The following is an 18,385-nucleotide window of genomic DNA, read 5'->3' as shown; positions in this document are numbered from 1 at the left end:
CATTCCGATCACAGGACCACCTGCTTAAAAAATTGAATATGGGAGGTTTTTTCGGAATCTCAAAACGTTCGGACTGTGTCAGCGAGCTTTTTTACGGCGTTGACTACAACAGTCACATGGGCACCAAACGTGCCGGCATGGCGACGGTGAACAATGGTGTGTTCAGCCGCTCCATACACAATATAGAGAATTCATATTTCCGCACGAAGTTCGAAGGCGATCTGCACGAATTTTCTGGCCGTCAGGGTATCGGCGTGATAAGCGATACGGATGCACAGCCTATAATCGTCAACTGTCATCTGGGCAAGTTCGCCATCGTGACCGTAGGCCGCATCAACAATATCCGCGAGCTTGAGAGCGAACTGCTTGAAAAAGGCCATCACTTCTGCGAGCACAGCTACGATATAATCAATCCCACTGAGATGATCGCGGCTCTCATAAGCGAGGGCAGCGACTATGTGAGCGGTATAGAAAACGTATATAACCGCGTCAAGGGATCGTGCAGCATGCTTCTGCTGCTTGAGGACCGTATAATAGCGGCCCGCGACCGTCTTGGCCGTACTCCTATAATCATCGGCCGTAAGGACGGGGCTTTTGCCGCTACATCCGAAAGCTGCGCGTTCCCCAATCTCGGTTTCCGGATAGAGCGCGATCTCGGCCCAGGCGAGATCGTGGAGTTCGACTCCGAAGGCATGCGGCAGCTCAAAGCTCCTGGAGAAGAGATGCAGGTGTGCGCCTTTCTCTGGACCTATTACGGTTATCCGGTGTGCCAGTATGAGGGACGCAACGTAGACGAAATGCGCTACGAATGCGGCAAGAATATGGGCAGCGACGATGACACCGATGCCGATTTCGTCAGCGCTATTCCCGACTCCGGCATAGGAATGGCTCTCGGTTATGCCGAGGGCAAGAAGGTGCCTTACAAGCGCGGTATCGTCAAGTACACTCCGACCTGGCCACGCAGTTTCACTCCGAGCACACAGGAGCGCCGCGAGCTGGTGGCCAAGATGAAGCTTATCCCCAACAAATCGCTTTTGCGCGACCGCAAAGTGATATTCTGCGACGACTCGATCGTCAGGGGAACGCAGCTCCGCGACAACGTCAGCGATCTATATGAGTCGGGCGCCCGCGAGGTGCACATGCGCATCAGCTGTCCGCCCCTGATATATCCCTGCCGCTTCCTCAACTTCACTGCGTCGAAAAGCGAACTGGAGCTGATCACCCGTCGTGTGATCAAGGAGCTTGAGGGGGATCACGATCGTAACCTCGAAGAATATGCAGCCACCGGCAGCGAGAAATACCGTCGCATGGTGGAGACAATCCGCGAGCAGCTCGGCATAGATTCTCTTCAGTTCAGTTCGATAGAGAATGTGGTCAGCTCGATCGGATTGCCAAAGTGCAAGATCTGTACCCATTGTTTCGACGGCAGCAGCCACGACTGAGCCGATACGCTCCGGCGGTTTGCCGTTGTCGGCTGAAATTAGTATCTTTGTAGCCTGAATTAGAAATTATCAATAATAAGAAAAAGTATGAGCCTTAACATCGTTGTGCTCGCAAAGCAGGTGCCTGACACCCGCAACGTGGGCAAAGATGCAATGAAGGAGGACGGCACCATCAACCGCGCCGCTCTCCCCGCCATCTTCAACCCTGAGGATCTCAACGCGCTTGAGCAGGCGCTCCGCATAAAGGACGCCAACCCCGGGACCACAGTCACTCTTCTTACCATGGGTCTTCCCCGTGCCTCGGAGATAATCCGCGAGGCCATGATGCGCGGAGCCGACGGCGGCATTGTTCTGACCGACCGTGTGCTTGGTGGCGCCGATACTCTAGCCACATCCTATTCGCTCGCCCAGGCTGTGAAAAAGATCGGCAATTACGACCTGATCCTCGGCGGCCGTCAGGCAATCGACGGCGACACCGCTCAGGTTGGCCCCCAGATAGCCGAGAAGCTCGGTCTGCCTCAGGTGACATATGCCGAGGATATTCTCGAAGTGGCCAATGGCCATATCATAGTAAAGCGACGTCTGGAAAACGGCGTTGAAACCGTCAAGGCTCCGCTGCCATGCGTGGTGACTGTCAACGGATCGGCGCCCGACTGCCGTCCGCGCAACGCCATGCGTCTGATGCGGTTCAAATATGCTACATCGCAGTCGGAGCAGTCCAAACTGCCCGAACAGATAAAGGAGATAGTGGCCAAACGTCCGGAACTGACCATCCGCGAGTGGAGTGCAGCCGACGTCGACGCTGATCCGGAGCAGATCGGTATGCCCGGCTCTCCGACCAAGGTGAAGAATATCGTCAACGTGGTGTTCACAGCCAAGGAGAGCCGCAAGCTCGACAACGACGACGAGTCGCTCGAAGGTCTGATAAAGGAACTTTTAGCCAATCACACGATAGGCTGATGCCGGTCGTTAACCTCTAAATGTCAAAGAAAACAATATGGCAGACACCAACAATCTCATAGTATATTGCGAGTACGACGACGGCAAGGTGGCCGACGTCAGCCTTGAGCTGCTGACCAAGGGACGACAGCTCGCCAACAACCTCGGCGTGAAGCTTGAGGCAGTGGTAATCGGCGACAAGCTTCACGATGTGGAGAAAGAGATCTTCAAATATGGCGCCGACACGGTCTATAAGTTCGAGGATAAGAAGCTTTATCCCTATACCTCCAATCCTCACGCTTCGGCTCTCATCAACCTGTTCAAGGAGATCAAGCCTCAGGTATGCCTCATGGGCGCCACCTGTATAGGCCGCGATCTGGGTCCGCGTGTGAGCTCGTGCCTCCACAGCGGTCTGACCGCCGACTGCACAGCGCTTGAGATCGGCCCGCACACCGATCCCAAGACCGGAAAGGCTTACGAAAACCTGCTATACCAGATACGTCCGGCATTCGGCGGCAACATCGTGGCAACGATCGTCAATCCTGATTGCCGTCCGCAGATGGCCACAGTGCGCGAGGGCGTCATGAAGAAGCAGATCCATGATGAGAACCATAGGGGCAAGGTGGTTAATCTCGACGTGAAGAAATATGTCCGCCCCGAGGACTACGTGGTGGAGATCATCGACCGTCATATCGAAAAGTCGAAGGTCAACATCAAGAATTCGCCCATCATCGTTGCCGGAGGTTACGGCATGGGTTCGAAGGAAAACTTCGATCTTCTCTTCGATCTCGCCAACACTCTCGGCGGAGAGGTCGGTGCATCGCGTGCGGCTGTCGACGCCGGCTTTGTCGACCACGACCGTCAGATCGGACAGACCGGTGTCACCGTCCGTCCGAAACTCTATATCGCCTGCGGTATATCCGGACAGATACAGCATATAGCCGGCATGCAGGACAGTGCTATGGTCATCTCCATCAATAACGATCCGGAGGCTCCCATCAACACTATCGCCGACTATGTGATAACCGGCAACGCCGAGGAGATCGTGCCCAAACTCATCAAGTACTACAAAAAGAACTCGAAGTAAACAAAATGGCTAATTTTTATACCGATAATCCTGATCTCAGACATCATCTCAACCATCCGTTGATGGAGAAGATCGTCGAACTCAAGGAACGCAACTATTCCGATGCCGCCAAATATGACTATGCGCCGATGGACTTCGCCGATGCGATGGATTCATACGACAAGGTGCTGGAAATCGTGGGCGACATCTGTGGCGGCACTATCGCCGACAACGCCGAGGGAGTGGATCACGACGGACCGAAAGTGGAGAACGGACGAGTGATATATGCGCCCGGCACACAGGAGAATCTTGATCTCTGCCGCAAGGCCGGCCTGATGGGCATGGCTATGCCCCGTCGTCTGGGCGGACTCAATTTCCCGATCACTCCGTATATCATGGCCGCTGACATTGTAAGCCGTGCCGATACAGGCTTCGAGAATCTCTGGGGACTGCAGGACTGCGCCGAAACAATCTATGAATTTGCCGATGAGGATCAGAAGCAGCGCTATATACCGCGCGTATGTCAGGGCGAAACCATGTCGATGGACCTCACCGAGCCTGATGCCGGATCCGACCTCCAGTCGGTGATGCTCAAGGCCACGCAGAAGCCCGACGGCAGCTGGGTGCTCAATGGTGTTAAGCGTTTCATCACCAATGGCGACAGCGATATACACCTCGTGCTTGCCCGTTCGGAAGAGGGCACCCGCGACGGCCGCGGCCTGTCGATGTTTATCTACGACAAGCGCAACGGTGGCGTGGATGTGCGCCGTATCGAGAACAAGATGGGTATCAAGGGTTCGCCGACATGCGAGCTTACCTATAAGAACGCTCCGGCCGAGCTCGTTGGCTCACGCCGTATGGGTCTGATCAAATATGTGATGGCTCTGATGAACGGCGCCCGTCTGGGTATCGCCGCTCAGTCGGTGGGCGTCAGCGAACGTGCCTATCGCGAGGCTCTGGCGTATGCCAAGGACCGCAAGCAGTTCGGCAAGGCTATCATCGAGTTCCCCGCTGTGGCAGAGATGCTTTCGGTGATGAAGGCCAAGCTCGATGCGTCGCGCGCGCTGCTTTACGAGACAGCCCGCTTCGTGGATATCTACAAGATCTATGAGGATATCGCAAAAGAGCGTTCGCTCACAGCCGACGAGCGCAAGGAAATGAAGCATTACAGCAAGCTTGCCGACGCATGCACTCCGCTTGTGAAGGGTATGGGCAGCGAGTATTGCAACCAGAATGCCTACGACTGCATCCAGATACATGGCGGCTCGGGCTTCATGAAGGACTATGCCTGTGAGCGCGTATATCGCGACGCACGCATCACATCCATTTACGAAGGCACCACGCAGCTTCAGGTCGTGGCAGCTATCCGCCACGTCACCACCGGCAACTATCTTGCCATGATCCGCGAATATGAGGCTCAGGCCGTGCGCGAGGATCTGCAGTGGATCAAGGATGTGCTGATCGGTCTGACAGCGCAGTATGAAACTGCTGTGTCTGCCGTGACAGCGGTCAACGATACGACTTATACTGATTTCATGGCTCGCCGCATGGTGGAGATGGCCGGCAATATCATCATGGGATACCTGATGCTCTCCGATGCCAACCGCAACGAAGGTTTCAGCCGTTCGGCAGGTGTTTACTGCAAGCTCGCGCAGAGCGAGGTGGCTCGCCACGCCGACTTCATAGCCGCTTTCAATCCCGCACAGATCGACCTCTACAAGGCAGAATAATCGCCTTCCGGAGGTATCAATCCGCATAATCAGGCGCTGTGTCAAATCCTAGAATTTGGCACAGCGCCTTTTATTGTCCGGCTCTTAACAATCTTTACGGATGTATCGGTGTGTAGTTATGCAACGAGTGGCTATATTCGCGTCATGAAACGTCTGTTATGTTTTATTGTCGTCGCGGGTTGTATGGTCATGGGTGCTCTGGCTCAGGGCGCAGCCGATATCCACGGACCATATCTGCGTATTGTAGAGCAGGCCGACAGCGCCTGCGCGAAGGCCGATTGGCCGTTGGCCGAGAGTCTGTTTCTCAAAGCCATGAGACTCGAACCCGCCAATGTGTCCAACGTGCTGCTTATGTCAAATCTCGGCATGGTGAGGTTTTATCAGGGCAATGACTCTATGGCTCTGTCGACGCTCGACGACGCGTTGCGGATGGCTCCGAATGCCACGGTGCTGATATCCAACCGTGCCAAAGTGCTTTCGGCCATGGGACGTCAGAGCGATGCTCTTGCTGACTGGGAACGTGTGCTGGAGATTGATTCTTTGAACGTTGACGCGTTGTATTTTCATGTGCTGGCAACGATAGGCGCTGGCGATTCGGTGGCTTCTGTTGCGGAACTGCAGCGTCTGGAACTGCTGGCGCCGGATGATGTCCGCACCAATTTTGCCAAGGCGACGTTTCTGACCAGCAGAGGGCTTTACGCTCAGGCGGTAAGCCCTCTGCGCAAGGTAGTGGAGGCGAGTCCGCGAGCCGAGCATTATGCGTCGCTGGCTATAGCCCACATGATGAGCGGCAGCCTGTTGGAGGCGGCCGACGATATTGCGCAGGGGCTGGAGATTGATCCGGCCTATGGAGAGCTGTATCTCTATCGGGCGCTGCTCAACAGACTGCGTTACAGGCCGGAAGATGCCAGAGCTGATGCGCGCCGTGCCGTCAGCCTTGGCATTCCGATGCGCAGAGCCGAGCCTCTGATGTAGGATGGCAGCTGACAGGCAGAGCAGTGGTGTTGACCGGATAGGTAAGTTCCATAGACGGAACAATCGACAGCCGGAATGGCGTGCGAATGGCGTGCGAACCTTTCGCAATGCATATTTGTTGTGTGTAAAAGACAATATTTCAGACATTTTTTGTAACTTTGCAGCGCATAACTGCTTATGATGCACTTTTTACCATAACAAAAATTTAAGAAAGATGAACACTGAAACCATCGGATGTTGGGCCGGTCTGGTCTGGAATGCACTCAATGAGGCCGACATACTCGACATCAAGCAGATCAAAAAGATCACCAAACTGAAGGAGAAGGAGATCTGCGCGGCTCTCGGATGGCTCGCCCGCGAGGACAAAATCAAATTCGAGGAGAGCGAAGACAATAAAGAGATTCTGATCACTCTGGCTCATTGAGCTATATCGACAGAGTGATTGATATCAACCACACAAGAGGCTGCAGCGCTGTCTTCTCATACTGAAGCCCGGCGCTGCAGCTTCTTTGTAGATGTTTTGATTATGACAGGAACCGTAATACGAAATACGGGAAGCTTCTATACCGTGGCTACCGACGATGGTTGCGAGGTGCAGGCGAAGATAAAGGGCAATTTCAGGCTCAAGGGGATTCGCACCACAAATCCTGTGGCTGTCGGTGACCGCGTGGAGCTTGACGGCGATGCGGGCGCAATGCCGTTTATCACGGCTATCATGCCTCGGAAAAATTACATAATAAGGCGTGCGAGCAACCTTTCGAAGGAGGCTCATATCATCGCGGCCAATGTCGATGAGGCGTTTCTGGTGGCCACATTGTATCATCCAGTCACATCTACAACATTTATCGATCGATTTCTGGCCACAGCCGAGGCTTATGCCGTGCCGGCCACTCTTGTCATCAATAAAGTCGACCTGTGTCACTATGACGCTGAGCGCGAGGAGTATCTCGAAGCCGTGAGCTATCTGTACAGGTCGATAGGCTACAGGGTGATGCATACATCCACTCTGACGGGAGAGGGTGTTGACGCCTTGCGTGAGGCAATGGCCGGAAAGACTTCGCTATTTTCGGGCAATTCAGGCGTAGGCAAGAGTTCGCTGATCAATTGTCTGATTCCCGGCATGGAATTACGGACGGCGGAGATTTCGACCACGCATGACACCGGCATGCACACCACCACTTTCTCGGAAATGTTCGCATTGCCTGGAGGCGGTGCGATTATCGATACTCCGGGGGTCAAAGGTTTCGGAACTATTGATTTCGACGCTGCCGAGGTGGGGCATTATTTCCCCGAGATGTTCAAGGCTTCGTCGGGGTGCAGATATGGCGACTGTACCCATACCCATGAACCAGGTTGCGCGGTCAGGGAAGCTCTCGAAGATAGCACTATATCCCAGAGCCGTTATGCTTCATATCTGAGCATTTTGGCTGACTCCGCCCCTGACAAATACCGTAAGCCTTTCTGACCGGTTTATTCGCCGAACATGTCTCGGGTGACCCGGCCTGTTTTCAGAAGATGGCCTACAGCTTTCTTGAAATCTTTTTTGCTGCATTCGAATGCGGCTTGTATCGATTCAGGCGATGATGCGTCGGAGATAGCGATATGTCCTCCGGCTGCCTCTATCGTGGCTGCAATGCGGTCGGCAAGCTGGCGTGTGCGATGCTTGGCATCGGGTGCGGCCGAAAGATCGATGCGTCCGTCGGGACGCACATTCTTCACGTAAGCCTTAAGTTTCTGGCCAACGCTGACCGGACGGAACAGTTCGTCGGAATAAAGCATTCCCTGATGAAGCGAGTCGACCGCACAACGGAAGCCGATCTCGGTGCGTTCGTAGACTACCGCGTCCACTTCCTGTCCGGGAGAAAAAGAGGGGAGCAGGTTGCCTAAGAATTTGCCCAGACGGGCTGAGGCGACGATTCGTTTGGATGCGTCATCGAGATATATGAACACCGGATAATGTCCGCCAATCTTCATGCGTGCCCGCTGTTCGCCGAACGGCACAAGCAGATCCTTCGGAAGCCCCCAGTCGAGAAACGCACCATAGCGGCATGTGCCCACCACTTCAAGCACAGCCACTTCTCCGACCTGAGCTATAGGGCGCTCGGTGGTGGCCACAGGGCGGTCCTCCGAATCATTGTAGACAAACACCTCTATCTCGTCGCCGGGGCGTAGATTTTCGTCGACGTAACGCCGTGGCAGCAGAATTTCCGTATCGGCAGCCGTGTCGTCGGTGAGATATGCGCCGAACTCTACAAGGCGGCTCACCTTTAGGGTATTGGTTTTTCCTATGTTGATCATTTTATATAATTTTGTCGTTGTTTATAAACCATAAATATTCAGATTATGGCGAAGGAAATAGAGCGGAAATTTCTGGTGGTGTCGGATGACTACAAGGTTTTGGCCGATTCGAGCGAACTGATCTCGCAGGCTTATCTGTCGGTCAGGCCTGAATCGACAGTGAGAGTCCGGACGGCGGGCGATCGTGCGTGGCTGACGGTCAAGGGTATCAATCATGGCGCGGAGCGCGATGAATGGGAATACCAGGTGCCGGTGGCCGATGCCGAGGCCATGATAGAGTGTTGTGCGCTGACTGTGCCTCTGCAGAAGACCCGCTGGCGTGTGGGCCGATGGGAGATCGACGAGTATCATGGGGCGCTTGCTCCGCTGACGGTGGCCGAGATAGAACTCGACAGCGTGGACGAGGAGGTGGATCTGCCCGCTTTCATCGGACGCGAAGTGACGGGCGATCCGTATTATTACAATTCCTCGCTCGCAGCTTCGCTTGGCAAGGTCGACCCGATCGATTGACGCAGATCGAGGCGCACAACGTTCTCCACGTGATGCGTGTGGGGGAACATGTCGACCGGCTGAACGGCTGTGACCTCGTATTTGGTGTCGAGCAGAGCCAGATCGCGGGCCTGTGTGGCAGGATTGCAGCTGACATAGACGATGCGTCGTGGTTCGGCCCGCAGTATGACGTCGACCACATCGGCGTGCATTCCGGCGCGGGGCGGATCCACTATCATCACGTCGGGACGCCCGTGCTCGGCGATGAAGGTGTCGGTGAGCACATCTTTCATGTCGCCGGCGAAGAATAGCGTGTTGTCTATGCCGTTGACCTGCGAGTTGAGCTGGGCATCGGCTATTGCGTCGGCCACGTATTCTATTCCTACCACTTTCGATGCCTGTCGGGCGACGAAGTTGGCAATGGTGCCGGTGCCGGTGTACAGATCATAAACCAGCTCGCTGCCGGTCAGCCCTGCAAAATCACGGGCCACTTTGTAAAGTTCGTAGGCCTGAAGCGAGTTGGTCTGATAGAATGATTTGGGGCCGACTCTGAACCGCAGTCCTTCCATCTCTTCCTCTATATACGGAGTGCCGCGCCACAGGCGTATCTCCTGGTCGGCAATGGAGTCGTTGAGCTTGGTGTTGACGCAGAGCATCAGCGACGTGATTTCAGGGAATTCCGCGGCAATGGCATCCATCAGCGCGGCCGTCGGCTCCGGATCGTCGGCTCCGGTCACCATCACGGCCATGATCTGGCCTGTGGATGCGATGCGCACCATCAGTGTACGCAGCAGTCCGTTCTGTGCCCTGAGGTCGTAGAAGGGGAGTGAATGGCGTTTGCCGTAGTCCTTGACAAAAAGTCGAAGTCGGTTGGTGAAATCGTCCTGCAGATGACACCGGTTGATGTCGAGCACCTTGTCGAACGCTCCCGGTATGTGGAATCCGGCCGCGTCGCGGTCGGGTACCTCTTCGCCGCTGCGCAGCTGGTCGAATGTCAGCCATTTGCGGTTGGAAAAAGTGTATTCCATCTTGTTGCGGTATTCCCAGCGGCACGCCGATCCGAGTATCGGGGAGATCTCAGGCAGTTTCACTTTGGCGATACGCTGCAGAGCGTCACTGACCTGCCGCTGTTTGCATTCGAGCTGATAGGAATAGGGCAGATGTTGCCAACGGCATCCCCCGCACACGCCGAAGTGCTCGCATCGCGGCTCCTCACGTATGGGAGATGGCTTGACTATGCGTTCTATATGGCCTTCGGCATAGTGGCGTTTACGTCGGTCGATCTTGATGTCGGCGATATCGCCCGGAGCGCCGAACGGCACAAAAACCACCATCTCGTCGATGCGTGCCAAGGCATTGCCTTCGGCGGCCACATCGGTTATCTCCACCCCCTCAAGCAGAGGCAGGTCTTTTTTCTTGCGTCCCATTATAAATTAAAATTTCTGCAAAGCTACTCATAAATTCTCTAAAAAACAGACTCTGCGGCCGATGGAGAGGGATATTTCCATAAAAAGACAAAAAAAATATTTCGTGGATAAAGGAATTTTCCTAAATTTGCATACTCTCCCATGTCAAACACAGGACGGCGCCGAAGTATGTCGGGGTCGTCTGTAAACCGGATAGAATATCAAAATTCAAATTGCAAAATAACAATTTAATCTTAAAACCCAACCCAATGAAAAGAGTCTACACGTTTGGAGACGGCAAAGCTGAAGGCGAAGCCTCGATGCGCAATCTCCTGGGCGGCAAAGGCGCCAATCTGGCCGAAATGAATCTGCTGGGTATGCCCGTGCCTCCGGGCTTCACCATCACGACGGAAGTCTGCACCGAATACACTCAGTATGGAAAGGCTGAAGTGGTGAAGCGCCTTGACAAGGAAGTACGCGACGCCATAGCACATGTCGAAACGCTGACAGGAAAGAAATTCGACGATCCCTCCAACCCTCTCCTCGTGTCGGTACGCTCGGGCGCACGCGCCTCGATGCCCGGTATGATGGACACCGTGCTCAATCTGGGCATGAACGACGCGACAGTGGAGTCGCTCGCCACCCGTAGCGGCAACCCTCGTTTCGCATGGGACAGCTACCGTCGTTTCGTGCAGATGTACGGCGACGTGGTGCTCGGCATGAAGCCCAAGAGCAAGAACGATATCGATCCCTTCGAGGAGATCATGGACAAGGTGAAGGAAGAGAAGGGCGTGAAGCTCGACACGGATCTCGACGTGGCCGATCTGCAGCGCCTGGTAAAGCTCTTCAAGGGCGCGGTGAAGGAATTCACCGGCAAGGACTTCCCCGATAGCGCGTGGGATCAGCTCTGGGGCGGCATCTGCGCCGTGTTCGACAGCTGGATGAACGAGCGTGCTATTCTCTACCGCCGCATGAACCAGATCCCCGAAGAGTGGGGCACAGCCGTCAACGTACAGGCTATGGTCTACGGCAATATGGGCAACAACTCGGCTACTGGCGTTGCATTCTCGCGCGACGCAGCCACCGGCGAGAATATGTTCAACGGCGAATATCTGATCAACGCACAGGGCGAGGATGTCGTCGCCGGCATACGCACTCCCCAGCAGATCACCGTCGAGGGTTCGCGCCGCTGGGCTGCCCTGCAGGGCATATCCGAGGAGGAGCGCGCATCCAAATATCCTTCGCTCGAAGAGTCGATGCCCGCATGCGCTGCCGAGCTCATCAACATAGCACATAAGCTCGAAGACCACTACAAGGACATGCAGGACATGGAGTTTACCATTCAGGACGGCAAGCTCTGGATGCTCCAGACCCGCAACGGCAAGCGCACCGGCGCCGCCATGGTGAAGATAGCCATGGATCTGCTCCGCGCAGGCGAGATCGACGAAAAGACCGTGCTGAACCGCATGGAGCCGCAGAAGCTCGACGAGCTTCTCCACCCCGTCTTCGACAAGACTTCGCTTAAGAAAGCCAAAGTGGCCGCAAAGGGTCTGCCCGCTTCTCCGGGTGCCGCTACCGGCCAGATCGTATTCTCTGCCGACGATGCCGAGGCATGGGCTGAAAAGAAAAAGAAAGTGGTGCTCGTGCGTATCGAGACATCGCCCGAAGACCTCCGCGGCATGGCCGTGGCTCAGGGCATTCTCACCATGCGCGGCGGCATGACATCGCACGCGGCCGTAGTTGCACGCGGCATGGGCAAGTGCTGCGTCAGCGGTGCCGGTGAGATCCGCATAGACTATAAGGCAAAAACTGTGGAAATGGGCGGCAAGACCTATGCCGAGGGCGACTGGATCTCGCTCAACGGATCGACCGGTGACGTCTATGACGGTCAGGTGCCCACCACCGATCCCGAACTCGACGGTGACTTCGGCGCTATCATGAATCTCGCGGCTAAATATACCAAGACTCTCGTGCGCACCAACGCCGACTCGCCCCGCGATGCCAAGCAGGCACGCCACTTCGGCGCTCAGGGCATCGGTCTCTGCCGTACGGAGCACATGTTCTTCGAAGGCGACCGCATCAAGGCTGTGCGCGAAATGATCCTTTCGAGCGATGTCGAAGGACGCCGTCAGGCTCTCGCAAAGCTGCTCCCGATGCAGCGTGGCGACTTCGAGGGTATCTTCGAAGCCATGGACGGATATGGAGTCACCATCCGTCTGCTTGATCCACCGCTGCACGAGTTCGTACCTCATCAGACCGCTACCCAGAAAGTCATGGCCGAAGAGATGGGTCTGACTCTCGAAGAGGTCAAGGCCAAGGTAGATTCGCTTGAGGAATTCAACCCCATGCTCGGTCACCGCGGCTGCCGTCTGGGTATCACCTATCCCGAGATCACCGAAATGCAGACCCGCGCCATCATAGAGGCCGCTCTCGCCGTGAAGGCACGTGGTATCGACGTTCATCCTGAAATCATGATCCCGCTGGTAGGCTCGCTCAAGGAGATCCAGAATCAGGCCGACGTGATCAACATCACCGCAGCCAAGGTGTTTGAAGAAAAAGGTCAGAGCGTTCCCTACAAGGTAGGAACAATGATCGAGGTGCCCCGCGCAGCTCTGTGCGCAAACGACATCGCCACAGTGGCCGACTTCTTCTCGTTCGGTACCAACGACCTCACTCAGATGACATTCGGATTCTCGCGCGACGACGCTCCCAAGTTCCTCAAATTCTACAAAGAGCACGGCATCATCAAGACCGATCCCTTCGAAGTGCTCGATCAGGAAGGCGTAGGACAGCTCGTCCGCATGGGCGTAGAGAAAGGCCGTTCGGTGAAGCCCGAGCTCAAGGTAGGTATTTGCGGAGAGCATGGTGGCGAACCCTCTTCGGTGAAGTTCTGTGCCAAGCTCGGCATGGACTACGTCAGCTGCTCGCCCTTCCGCGTGCCCATCGCCCGCGTAGCTGCGGCGCAGGCTGCTATCGAGGATTAATCCTTAGTAACTGAAACCAGACAATTAGGTCGTAACACCTTGCTTTGCAGGGGTTACGGCCTAATTTACTCTTAGACCTCCAGCTCATTCCGACACGCTTTCCGAGCAGTTTGAACGTAAATGTTTAGAAATTGCTTAGACTTTTTACCCCCTCTGCTTAGAGCGTGTTTAGAGCGGTGTTTAGAGCGTTTAATCAGCCGTAAATCTCTGATTAATAAAAAAAAGCCCACAGGCATCAAATATTAATCATATATCAAACAAGAGAGTTATGGCAACCCTAAGACCATGCGTTCAGAAGCAACGCTCAGACGGGTACTATCCCGTCTACATCCGGGTCATACAAAACAGAAAACCCGGGTATATCAAAACCGACAAACTAGTCGCACCCTCCTCGGTGACCAAGACCAAGGAAATTCGCGACAACGAAGTACTACGCTACTGTACTCAGCTCATCTCCGACTATACACGTCGTCTCAATCTTCAGGATACGTCTATCTGGACTGTTCAGGAAGTTGTGTCATTCCTACAGACGAAAGAGAGCGATGCGAGTTTCACAGACTACGCGAAGCTCCACATCAACCGAATGATCAATTCAGGTCACGAGCGCAACGCCAAGAACTACAAGATGGCTGTGCAGAGTCTGGAACGATACCTCGGCACCAACCAAATCATGTTTTCGTTCCTTTCTTCAACAGTACTCCAGAAGTGGATAAAGTCGCTCATGAACAAGGCGCGTTGCAAGGAAATGTACCCCGTCTGCATCCGTCAAATATTCAAGGCGGCTATCCTTGAACTGAACGATGAGGAGAAAGGGATAATCCGTATCAAGTTCAATCCATGGTTGAAAGTCTCCATCCCAAAGGCTGACAAGGCTGAACAAAAGGCAATCAGTGCCGAGGAATGTCGAGAGTTCTTCAACCGTCCTCTGCCAAAATCAAAAATGCTGTCCCCTCTGCCGGAGTTCGGACGTGACGTGGCGAAACTTGTACTTTGCCTCGGCGGCATCAACACAGTTGATCTCTACAACATGAAGAAGGTCGACTACTACAACGGCATCCTTCATTACAAGCGAGCAAAGACCCGCCACAGTCGTTCCGACGAGGCGTATATGGAAATGCGCGTCGAACCGTTCATCCAGCCTATATTCGACAAGTATCTCGCCGGAGAAGATGACGAATATCTCTTCATCTTCCATCAGCGATACTGCGATTCCGACAGCTTCAATGCCAACGTCAATTCCGGAATAAAGAAGATTTGTACGGATATGGGCATAACCGACAAGGACAAGAAATACAGCGGCTATACGTTCCGTCACACATGGGCTACCATAGCCCAGAACGACTGTGACGCGAATCTGTTCGAGGTAGCGTTCGGCATGAACCATAGCCACGGTTTCAGAGTGACCCGAGGCTACGTCAAACTCGACTATTCTCCTGCATGGCGGCTCAACGCCAAGGTCATCGAGTTCGTTTTCTTCAGTGACCAAAAGAGCAAGCAGGGAAAAGCCAAGGACTTTGAGGAAACAGAAGACAAGCTCTTCCGTATATCAAAGAAGATGATGATATATGGACGTGCCTACTTCAAAGGCAAAGTCATCGCTGAACTTACAGACATAGGCTTCGGCACAGTCGATTCAATAATCAAGGCTCTCGCAGCCCAGTTCCCTGACGATATTCCGGAAGGCTGCGCCGTACAGTTCCGAATCACCAACTGCGATTCACAGAAAGAGGTGGTTTACGAGCGAACCAAAGGAAAAGGCTTCTGAACCTGCCAAGCCCGAGTGAGAGCGAGCTTCAAAACTCCACATTAGGGAACAGACCCAAAACATCTCCTTGCCTGCCGTGCCGGTCGTATTGACTGGCATGGTTTTTTTATTTCCCTAAAGTCGTAGTCTTACGGTGTCAACTGCCGAGAATACCGGGTGCGATAGTGCGTAAATCCCTTTCTCCATCCCCATGCAGCCACCTTGGAAAGCTGACGATAAAGGAAGCGGATGGCATAGATTATAATTTCTATCGTCCAACGGAATATGAAGAGCGCAATGCGGAACAGCGTCAATACTATCCAGCAGACACCCTTGAACAGCAGGTTGAAAAGAGTGAGATATATGAATAATAGAAGCTCGGGCATAATCGTATTCTTTATGGTTTCCGAGGGAGTATCCCTCATGCAAATATACTAAAAATCAGCGAGTTGAACAAATTTTCAAGTCAATAAATCACACGAAATCAAGTGATTAATTTATTGGCGCTGACATTCTCGTTTCAACAATGATATTGCATCCTATTGAGTGAATTTAGAGGCTTACGAAAGCTCTTTTATTCCCTTATGCACCGTCAAAACAAATGCCATGAATTGATACATAAAACACCATGCTTTAAAGATTATGATTTTCAAATCCCCGTCATTTAAGTTATAAATCATCGAATCAAGGCTCATGCGACATTACCACATTAACTCATGTTCCATGAAACGTGATTTTGCGCATCGCTAAATTCCATACGATAATATGTGAGATTTTGATATATGCAAAATGATGTATTATCCTATGGGATATGATTCAAAGTCCATCGTATCATATCGCATAAAGTTTCGTGGTATTGGGTTATATCCCGGTGACACTTGAAACATTATGTGAATGTTCATATTGCGACAAGGCATTATGTATGAAGTATAAATCATGCCTCGCGGTCTTTTGAGAAAAGTGTTGTGCATTTCCATGGGAGCAGGCCGGAATCGGTAGATTTGCTCCTGAGAACCTTGTGGGCATATGCCGTTTTCTACAGTTTTTGGGAAGCAAGTTGTGCTTTTCGCCGTACAAAATCCTGCCGGATTTCGCCCTCTGAAAAGCCACTTGCCGACCGCTACGCGGCGGTGGAGGCTGCCGCCTCTGTTTCGCCTCCGGCGAGAATCCGATGGATATGGCCCACTGTAAACAGCAATCACAGTCAAAATGAACCGTAGAATCAAGAGAATCGAACTACGCCTTACGGAAGCCGAGGCGCAGTTTATCAGGGAGAAATCAAAGGGCTACCGCTCTGTCAGTCAGTATATACGGGATGCCGTAGCAGAGTTTTCAGACACAGATGCCAAACGACGGCTGGAGCTGATCAATGAGCTTGGCAAGCTATATCGCGAGTATCACAACGAGCTGTTCCATCTGTCCGCCAATCTCAATCAGGTGGTCAAGAGAGCCAACGAACTTGCCGTTGCAGGTCTGCTGAGTAAGTCGTATCTGGAGAAAACAGTCATTCCTGCGGTACGCGGTATCGAGGGCACAGTTTCAGCCATCAGAAGCGCACTTCTTGACGTAACGAAACAAGCCACATTACTTCATCGGGGCAAATAATATCGCACCATAGTCCATAAATTATGATGTTCCGGGACGTGATGTAGAATTTTGTGAAATATGATTCTTGTCGCTGCATTGCATGAAGTATTATTCAAGGGTATAAACTTCATGGCACAAGAGATATTCATTTATAAATTCAGGCTTCATGCTTGAAAAATCGTGCAACATGATTTTATGAGTTATAGCCCATAGAGCCATATCGCCACAAGACGTGGAACCAAAACACATCAGTCGTAATGAAGAAATATATGATTCATACCCCATAATTCAAAGGGTAATAAATCAAAGTACAACATTTCACGAACCATGATTGCAACAATCCTTCCCGGCAGTCCCAACTTCCATGCCGTTCTTTACAACGAGCGCAAGGTTGCCAAAGGCACGGCTCGTCTTATCGAGATAAAGAACTTCGGGATTCTCGAAGACATAGACAGCTTCGGTAAGCCTGCTCCTGAAGAGCTGCGCTCTTATCTCCAGACCTATTCAGAACGGAACGGGCGGATCCGTCAGACCCAATTTCATCTTGCAATATCCTGCAAAGGGAAGGAAATGACAGAAGACGAGTTGCTCGACTTCGCCCACGCCTATCTCAAAGAGATGGGGTATGGTCAGGAGGGTCAGCCGTTGCTCGTATATGCCCACCGCGATACGGAAAACAATCACATTCACATCGTCACATCAAGGGTCGCGCCGGACGGAACCAAGATTAACGACAGTCAGGAGCGGATACGCTCTCAAAGGGCAATCGACAGGATTCTCGGCCAGGACGCACGGAAGAAAACAGAGAAGGATTTGGAAAAAGCCAAGGGTTACTGCTACACCTCGATGGCACAGTTCAAGGCTCTCCTCTCCTCCCTCGGGTATGAGAGCTATGTCAAGGACGACACATTATATATAAAGAGGCAGGGAACCGTCCAGATGAAGGTTGCTGTCTCTGAGATTGAAGATTCCTTCCCGGAGCGCAGACGAAACCGTCAGCGACAGTGGGAGATAAAGGCTCTACTGTTGAAGTATCGTAACGTCAATACCGATGTAAAGGGACTACAGGCAGACTTGAAGAAGAACTTTGGCATCGACCTTGTTTTCTTCGGGCGAAAGGACAAGCCTTATGGATATATCATTATCGACCATAATAGAAAGTCACTATGTTTGCATCAGATTAGCTGACGGGGCGCTCAACGGGGGCTGTCTGCCCCCTTGCCGCTAAGGCTTTCCCCCGAGAGGAGTGAGGAGAAAAGATAGACGTAAGGGCAATTGCATGTAAATTTGTAAAAGCAAAATACATTAACAGCAAAACCGATACGTCTATGGTACAAAGTAACAAAAAAGATTTCAGCGGACAAAATATCTCTATTGGTATTGACGTCCATCTGAGAACATGGAGTGTCACGGTGCTCACCCCCTCTGGGTTTATGCGCACTCATACTCAAAAGGCTTCGGCCAAAGAGCTCTTTGAACATTTGAACAAGCATTATCCTAACGGTAGCTACCATGCAGCCTACGAGACGGGGTTTTCTGGCTTCTCGACCTATTATGCCCTGACTGAGCTTGGTATAAAATGCACCGTGGTACATGCTGCTGACGTTCCGACCACCCAGAAGGAAAAGGTCTCGAAGTCAGACCCGGTGGATTCAAAAAAGCTGGCCAAAGCCCTTATGCGCGGCGAGCTCGGCAGTGTGTACATTCACTCGAAGGACAGCCTCG

The 18,385-nt window shown here is 52.9% G+C and carries 16 protein-coding genes; 13 read left to right on the top strand and 3 right to left on the bottom strand.

The window, feature by feature from the left end:
- Positions 1 to 38: 38 nt before the first annotated feature.
- The 7 genes from C5O24_RS00080 (at position 39) to rsgA (ending at position 7,617) form a co-directional block, all read left to right on the top strand.
- Positions 39 to 1,442, top strand: coding sequence for an amidophosphoribosyltransferase (locus C5O24_RS00080; protein ID WP_107036151.1), 1,404 nt, complete (start codon positions 39 to 41; stop codon positions 1,440 to 1,442).
- 87 nt (positions 1,443 to 1,529) lie between these two features.
- Positions 1,530 to 2,402, top strand: coding sequence for an electron transfer flavoprotein subunit beta/FixA family protein (locus C5O24_RS00075; RefSeq protein ID WP_107036150.1), 873 nt, complete (start codon positions 1,530 to 1,532; stop codon positions 2,400 to 2,402).
- A 37-nt stretch (positions 2,403 to 2,439) separates the two neighbouring features.
- Entirely contained in the window at positions 2,440 to 3,468 is a 1,029-nt protein-coding gene (locus C5O24_RS00070; RefSeq protein WP_107036149.1) for an electron transfer flavoprotein subunit alpha/FixB family protein, read from the top strand.
- A gap of 5 nt (positions 3,469 to 3,473) precedes the next feature.
- Positions 3,474 to 5,177: an acyl-CoA dehydrogenase family protein gene (locus C5O24_RS00065; protein ID WP_107036148.1), complete on the top strand. Its 1,704-nt coding sequence runs from the start codon at positions 3,474 to 3,476 to the stop codon at positions 5,175 to 5,177.
- Between the two features lie 144 nt (positions 5,178 to 5,321).
- Positions 5,322 to 6,152, top strand: a complete 831-nt coding sequence (locus C5O24_RS00060) for a tetratricopeptide repeat protein (RefSeq protein WP_133165415.1) — start codon at positions 5,322 to 5,324, stop codon at positions 6,150 to 6,152.
- Between the two features lie 214 nt (positions 6,153 to 6,366).
- On the top strand, positions 6,367 to 6,576 hold the full coding sequence (locus C5O24_RS00055) for a winged helix-turn-helix domain-containing protein (protein ID WP_107036146.1): 210 nt from the start codon (positions 6,367 to 6,369) through the stop codon (positions 6,574 to 6,576).
- A 102-nt stretch (positions 6,577 to 6,678) separates the two neighbouring features.
- Positions 6,679 to 7,617 carry a ribosome small subunit-dependent GTPase A gene (gene rsgA, locus C5O24_RS00050; RefSeq protein WP_107036145.1) on the top strand — a complete coding sequence of 313 codons (939 nt, stop codon included), beginning with the start codon at positions 6,679 to 6,681 and terminating at the stop codon, positions 7,615 to 7,617.
- A gap of 5 nt (positions 7,618 to 7,622) precedes the next feature.
- On the opposite strand, the gene C5O24_RS00045 is transcribed toward rsgA, so the two are convergent.
- Complete coding sequence (locus tag C5O24_RS00045; protein WP_107681306.1) at positions 7,623 to 8,450, bottom strand: CvfB family protein; 828 nt, start codon at positions 8,448 to 8,450, stop codon at positions 7,623 to 7,625.
- Between the two features lie 45 nt (positions 8,451 to 8,495).
- Here C5O24_RS00045 and C5O24_RS00040 point away from each other — a divergent pair, with 45 nt between their 5' ends.
- Positions 8,496 to 8,960, top strand: a complete 465-nt coding sequence (locus C5O24_RS00040) for a CYTH domain-containing protein (protein ID WP_107681305.1) — start codon at positions 8,496 to 8,498, stop codon at positions 8,958 to 8,960.
- On the opposite strand, the gene rlmD is transcribed toward C5O24_RS00040, so the two are convergent.
- Positions 8,909 to 10,366: a 23S rRNA (uracil(1939)-C(5))-methyltransferase RlmD gene (rlmD, locus tag C5O24_RS00035; RefSeq protein ID WP_107036142.1), complete on the bottom strand. Its 1,458-nt coding sequence runs from the start codon at positions 10,364 to 10,366 to the stop codon at positions 8,909 to 8,911. The two genes, C5O24_RS00040 and rlmD, sit on opposite strands and share 52 nt — an antisense overlap.
- Before the next feature lie 248 nt (positions 10,367 to 10,614).
- Here rlmD and ppdK point away from each other — a divergent pair, with 248 nt between their 5' ends.
- Positions 10,615 to 13,329, top strand: coding sequence for a pyruvate, phosphate dikinase (ppdK, locus tag C5O24_RS00030; RefSeq protein WP_107036141.1), 2,715 nt, complete (start codon positions 10,615 to 10,617; stop codon positions 13,327 to 13,329).
- Between the two features lie 268 nt (positions 13,330 to 13,597).
- Complete coding sequence (locus C5O24_RS00025) at positions 13,598 to 15,094, top strand: tyrosine-type recombinase/integrase (protein ID WP_107036140.1); 1,497 nt, start codon at positions 13,598 to 13,600, stop codon at positions 15,092 to 15,094.
- Between the two features lie 128 nt (positions 15,095 to 15,222).
- Here the strand turns inward: C5O24_RS00025 and C5O24_RS00020 are convergent, their stop codons facing one another.
- On the bottom strand, positions 15,223 to 15,459 hold the full coding sequence (locus C5O24_RS00020; protein ID WP_133165414.1) for a hypothetical protein: 237 nt from the start codon (positions 15,457 to 15,459) through the stop codon (positions 15,223 to 15,225).
- 823 nt (positions 15,460 to 16,282) lie between these two features.
- Here C5O24_RS00020 and C5O24_RS00015 point away from each other — a divergent pair.
- The 3 genes from C5O24_RS00015 to C5O24_RS00005 all read left to right on the top strand — a co-directional run.
- Positions 16,283 to 16,678, top strand: coding sequence for a hypothetical protein (locus C5O24_RS00015; RefSeq protein WP_107036138.1), 396 nt, complete (start codon positions 16,283 to 16,285; stop codon positions 16,676 to 16,678).
- Between the two features lie 309 nt (positions 16,679 to 16,987).
- Positions 16,988 to 17,848 carry a relaxase/mobilization nuclease domain-containing protein gene (locus C5O24_RS00010; RefSeq protein WP_107036137.1) on the top strand — a complete coding sequence of 287 codons (861 nt, stop codon included), beginning with the start codon at positions 16,988 to 16,990 and terminating at the stop codon, positions 17,846 to 17,848.
- Between the two features lie 140 nt (positions 17,849 to 17,988).
- On the top strand, positions 17,989 to 18,385 hold a 397-nt coding region (locus C5O24_RS00005; protein ID WP_153061364.1), incomplete at its 3' end, for an IS110 family transposase.

The sequence above is a fragment of the Paramuribaculum intestinale genome, from assembly GCF_003024925.1.
Classification (GTDB): domain Bacteria; phylum Bacteroidota; class Bacteroidia; order Bacteroidales; family Muribaculaceae; genus Paramuribaculum; species Paramuribaculum intestinale.
Note: the sequence above shows the minus strand (reverse complement) of the source record. Positions and strands in the feature narration are given on the sequence as shown.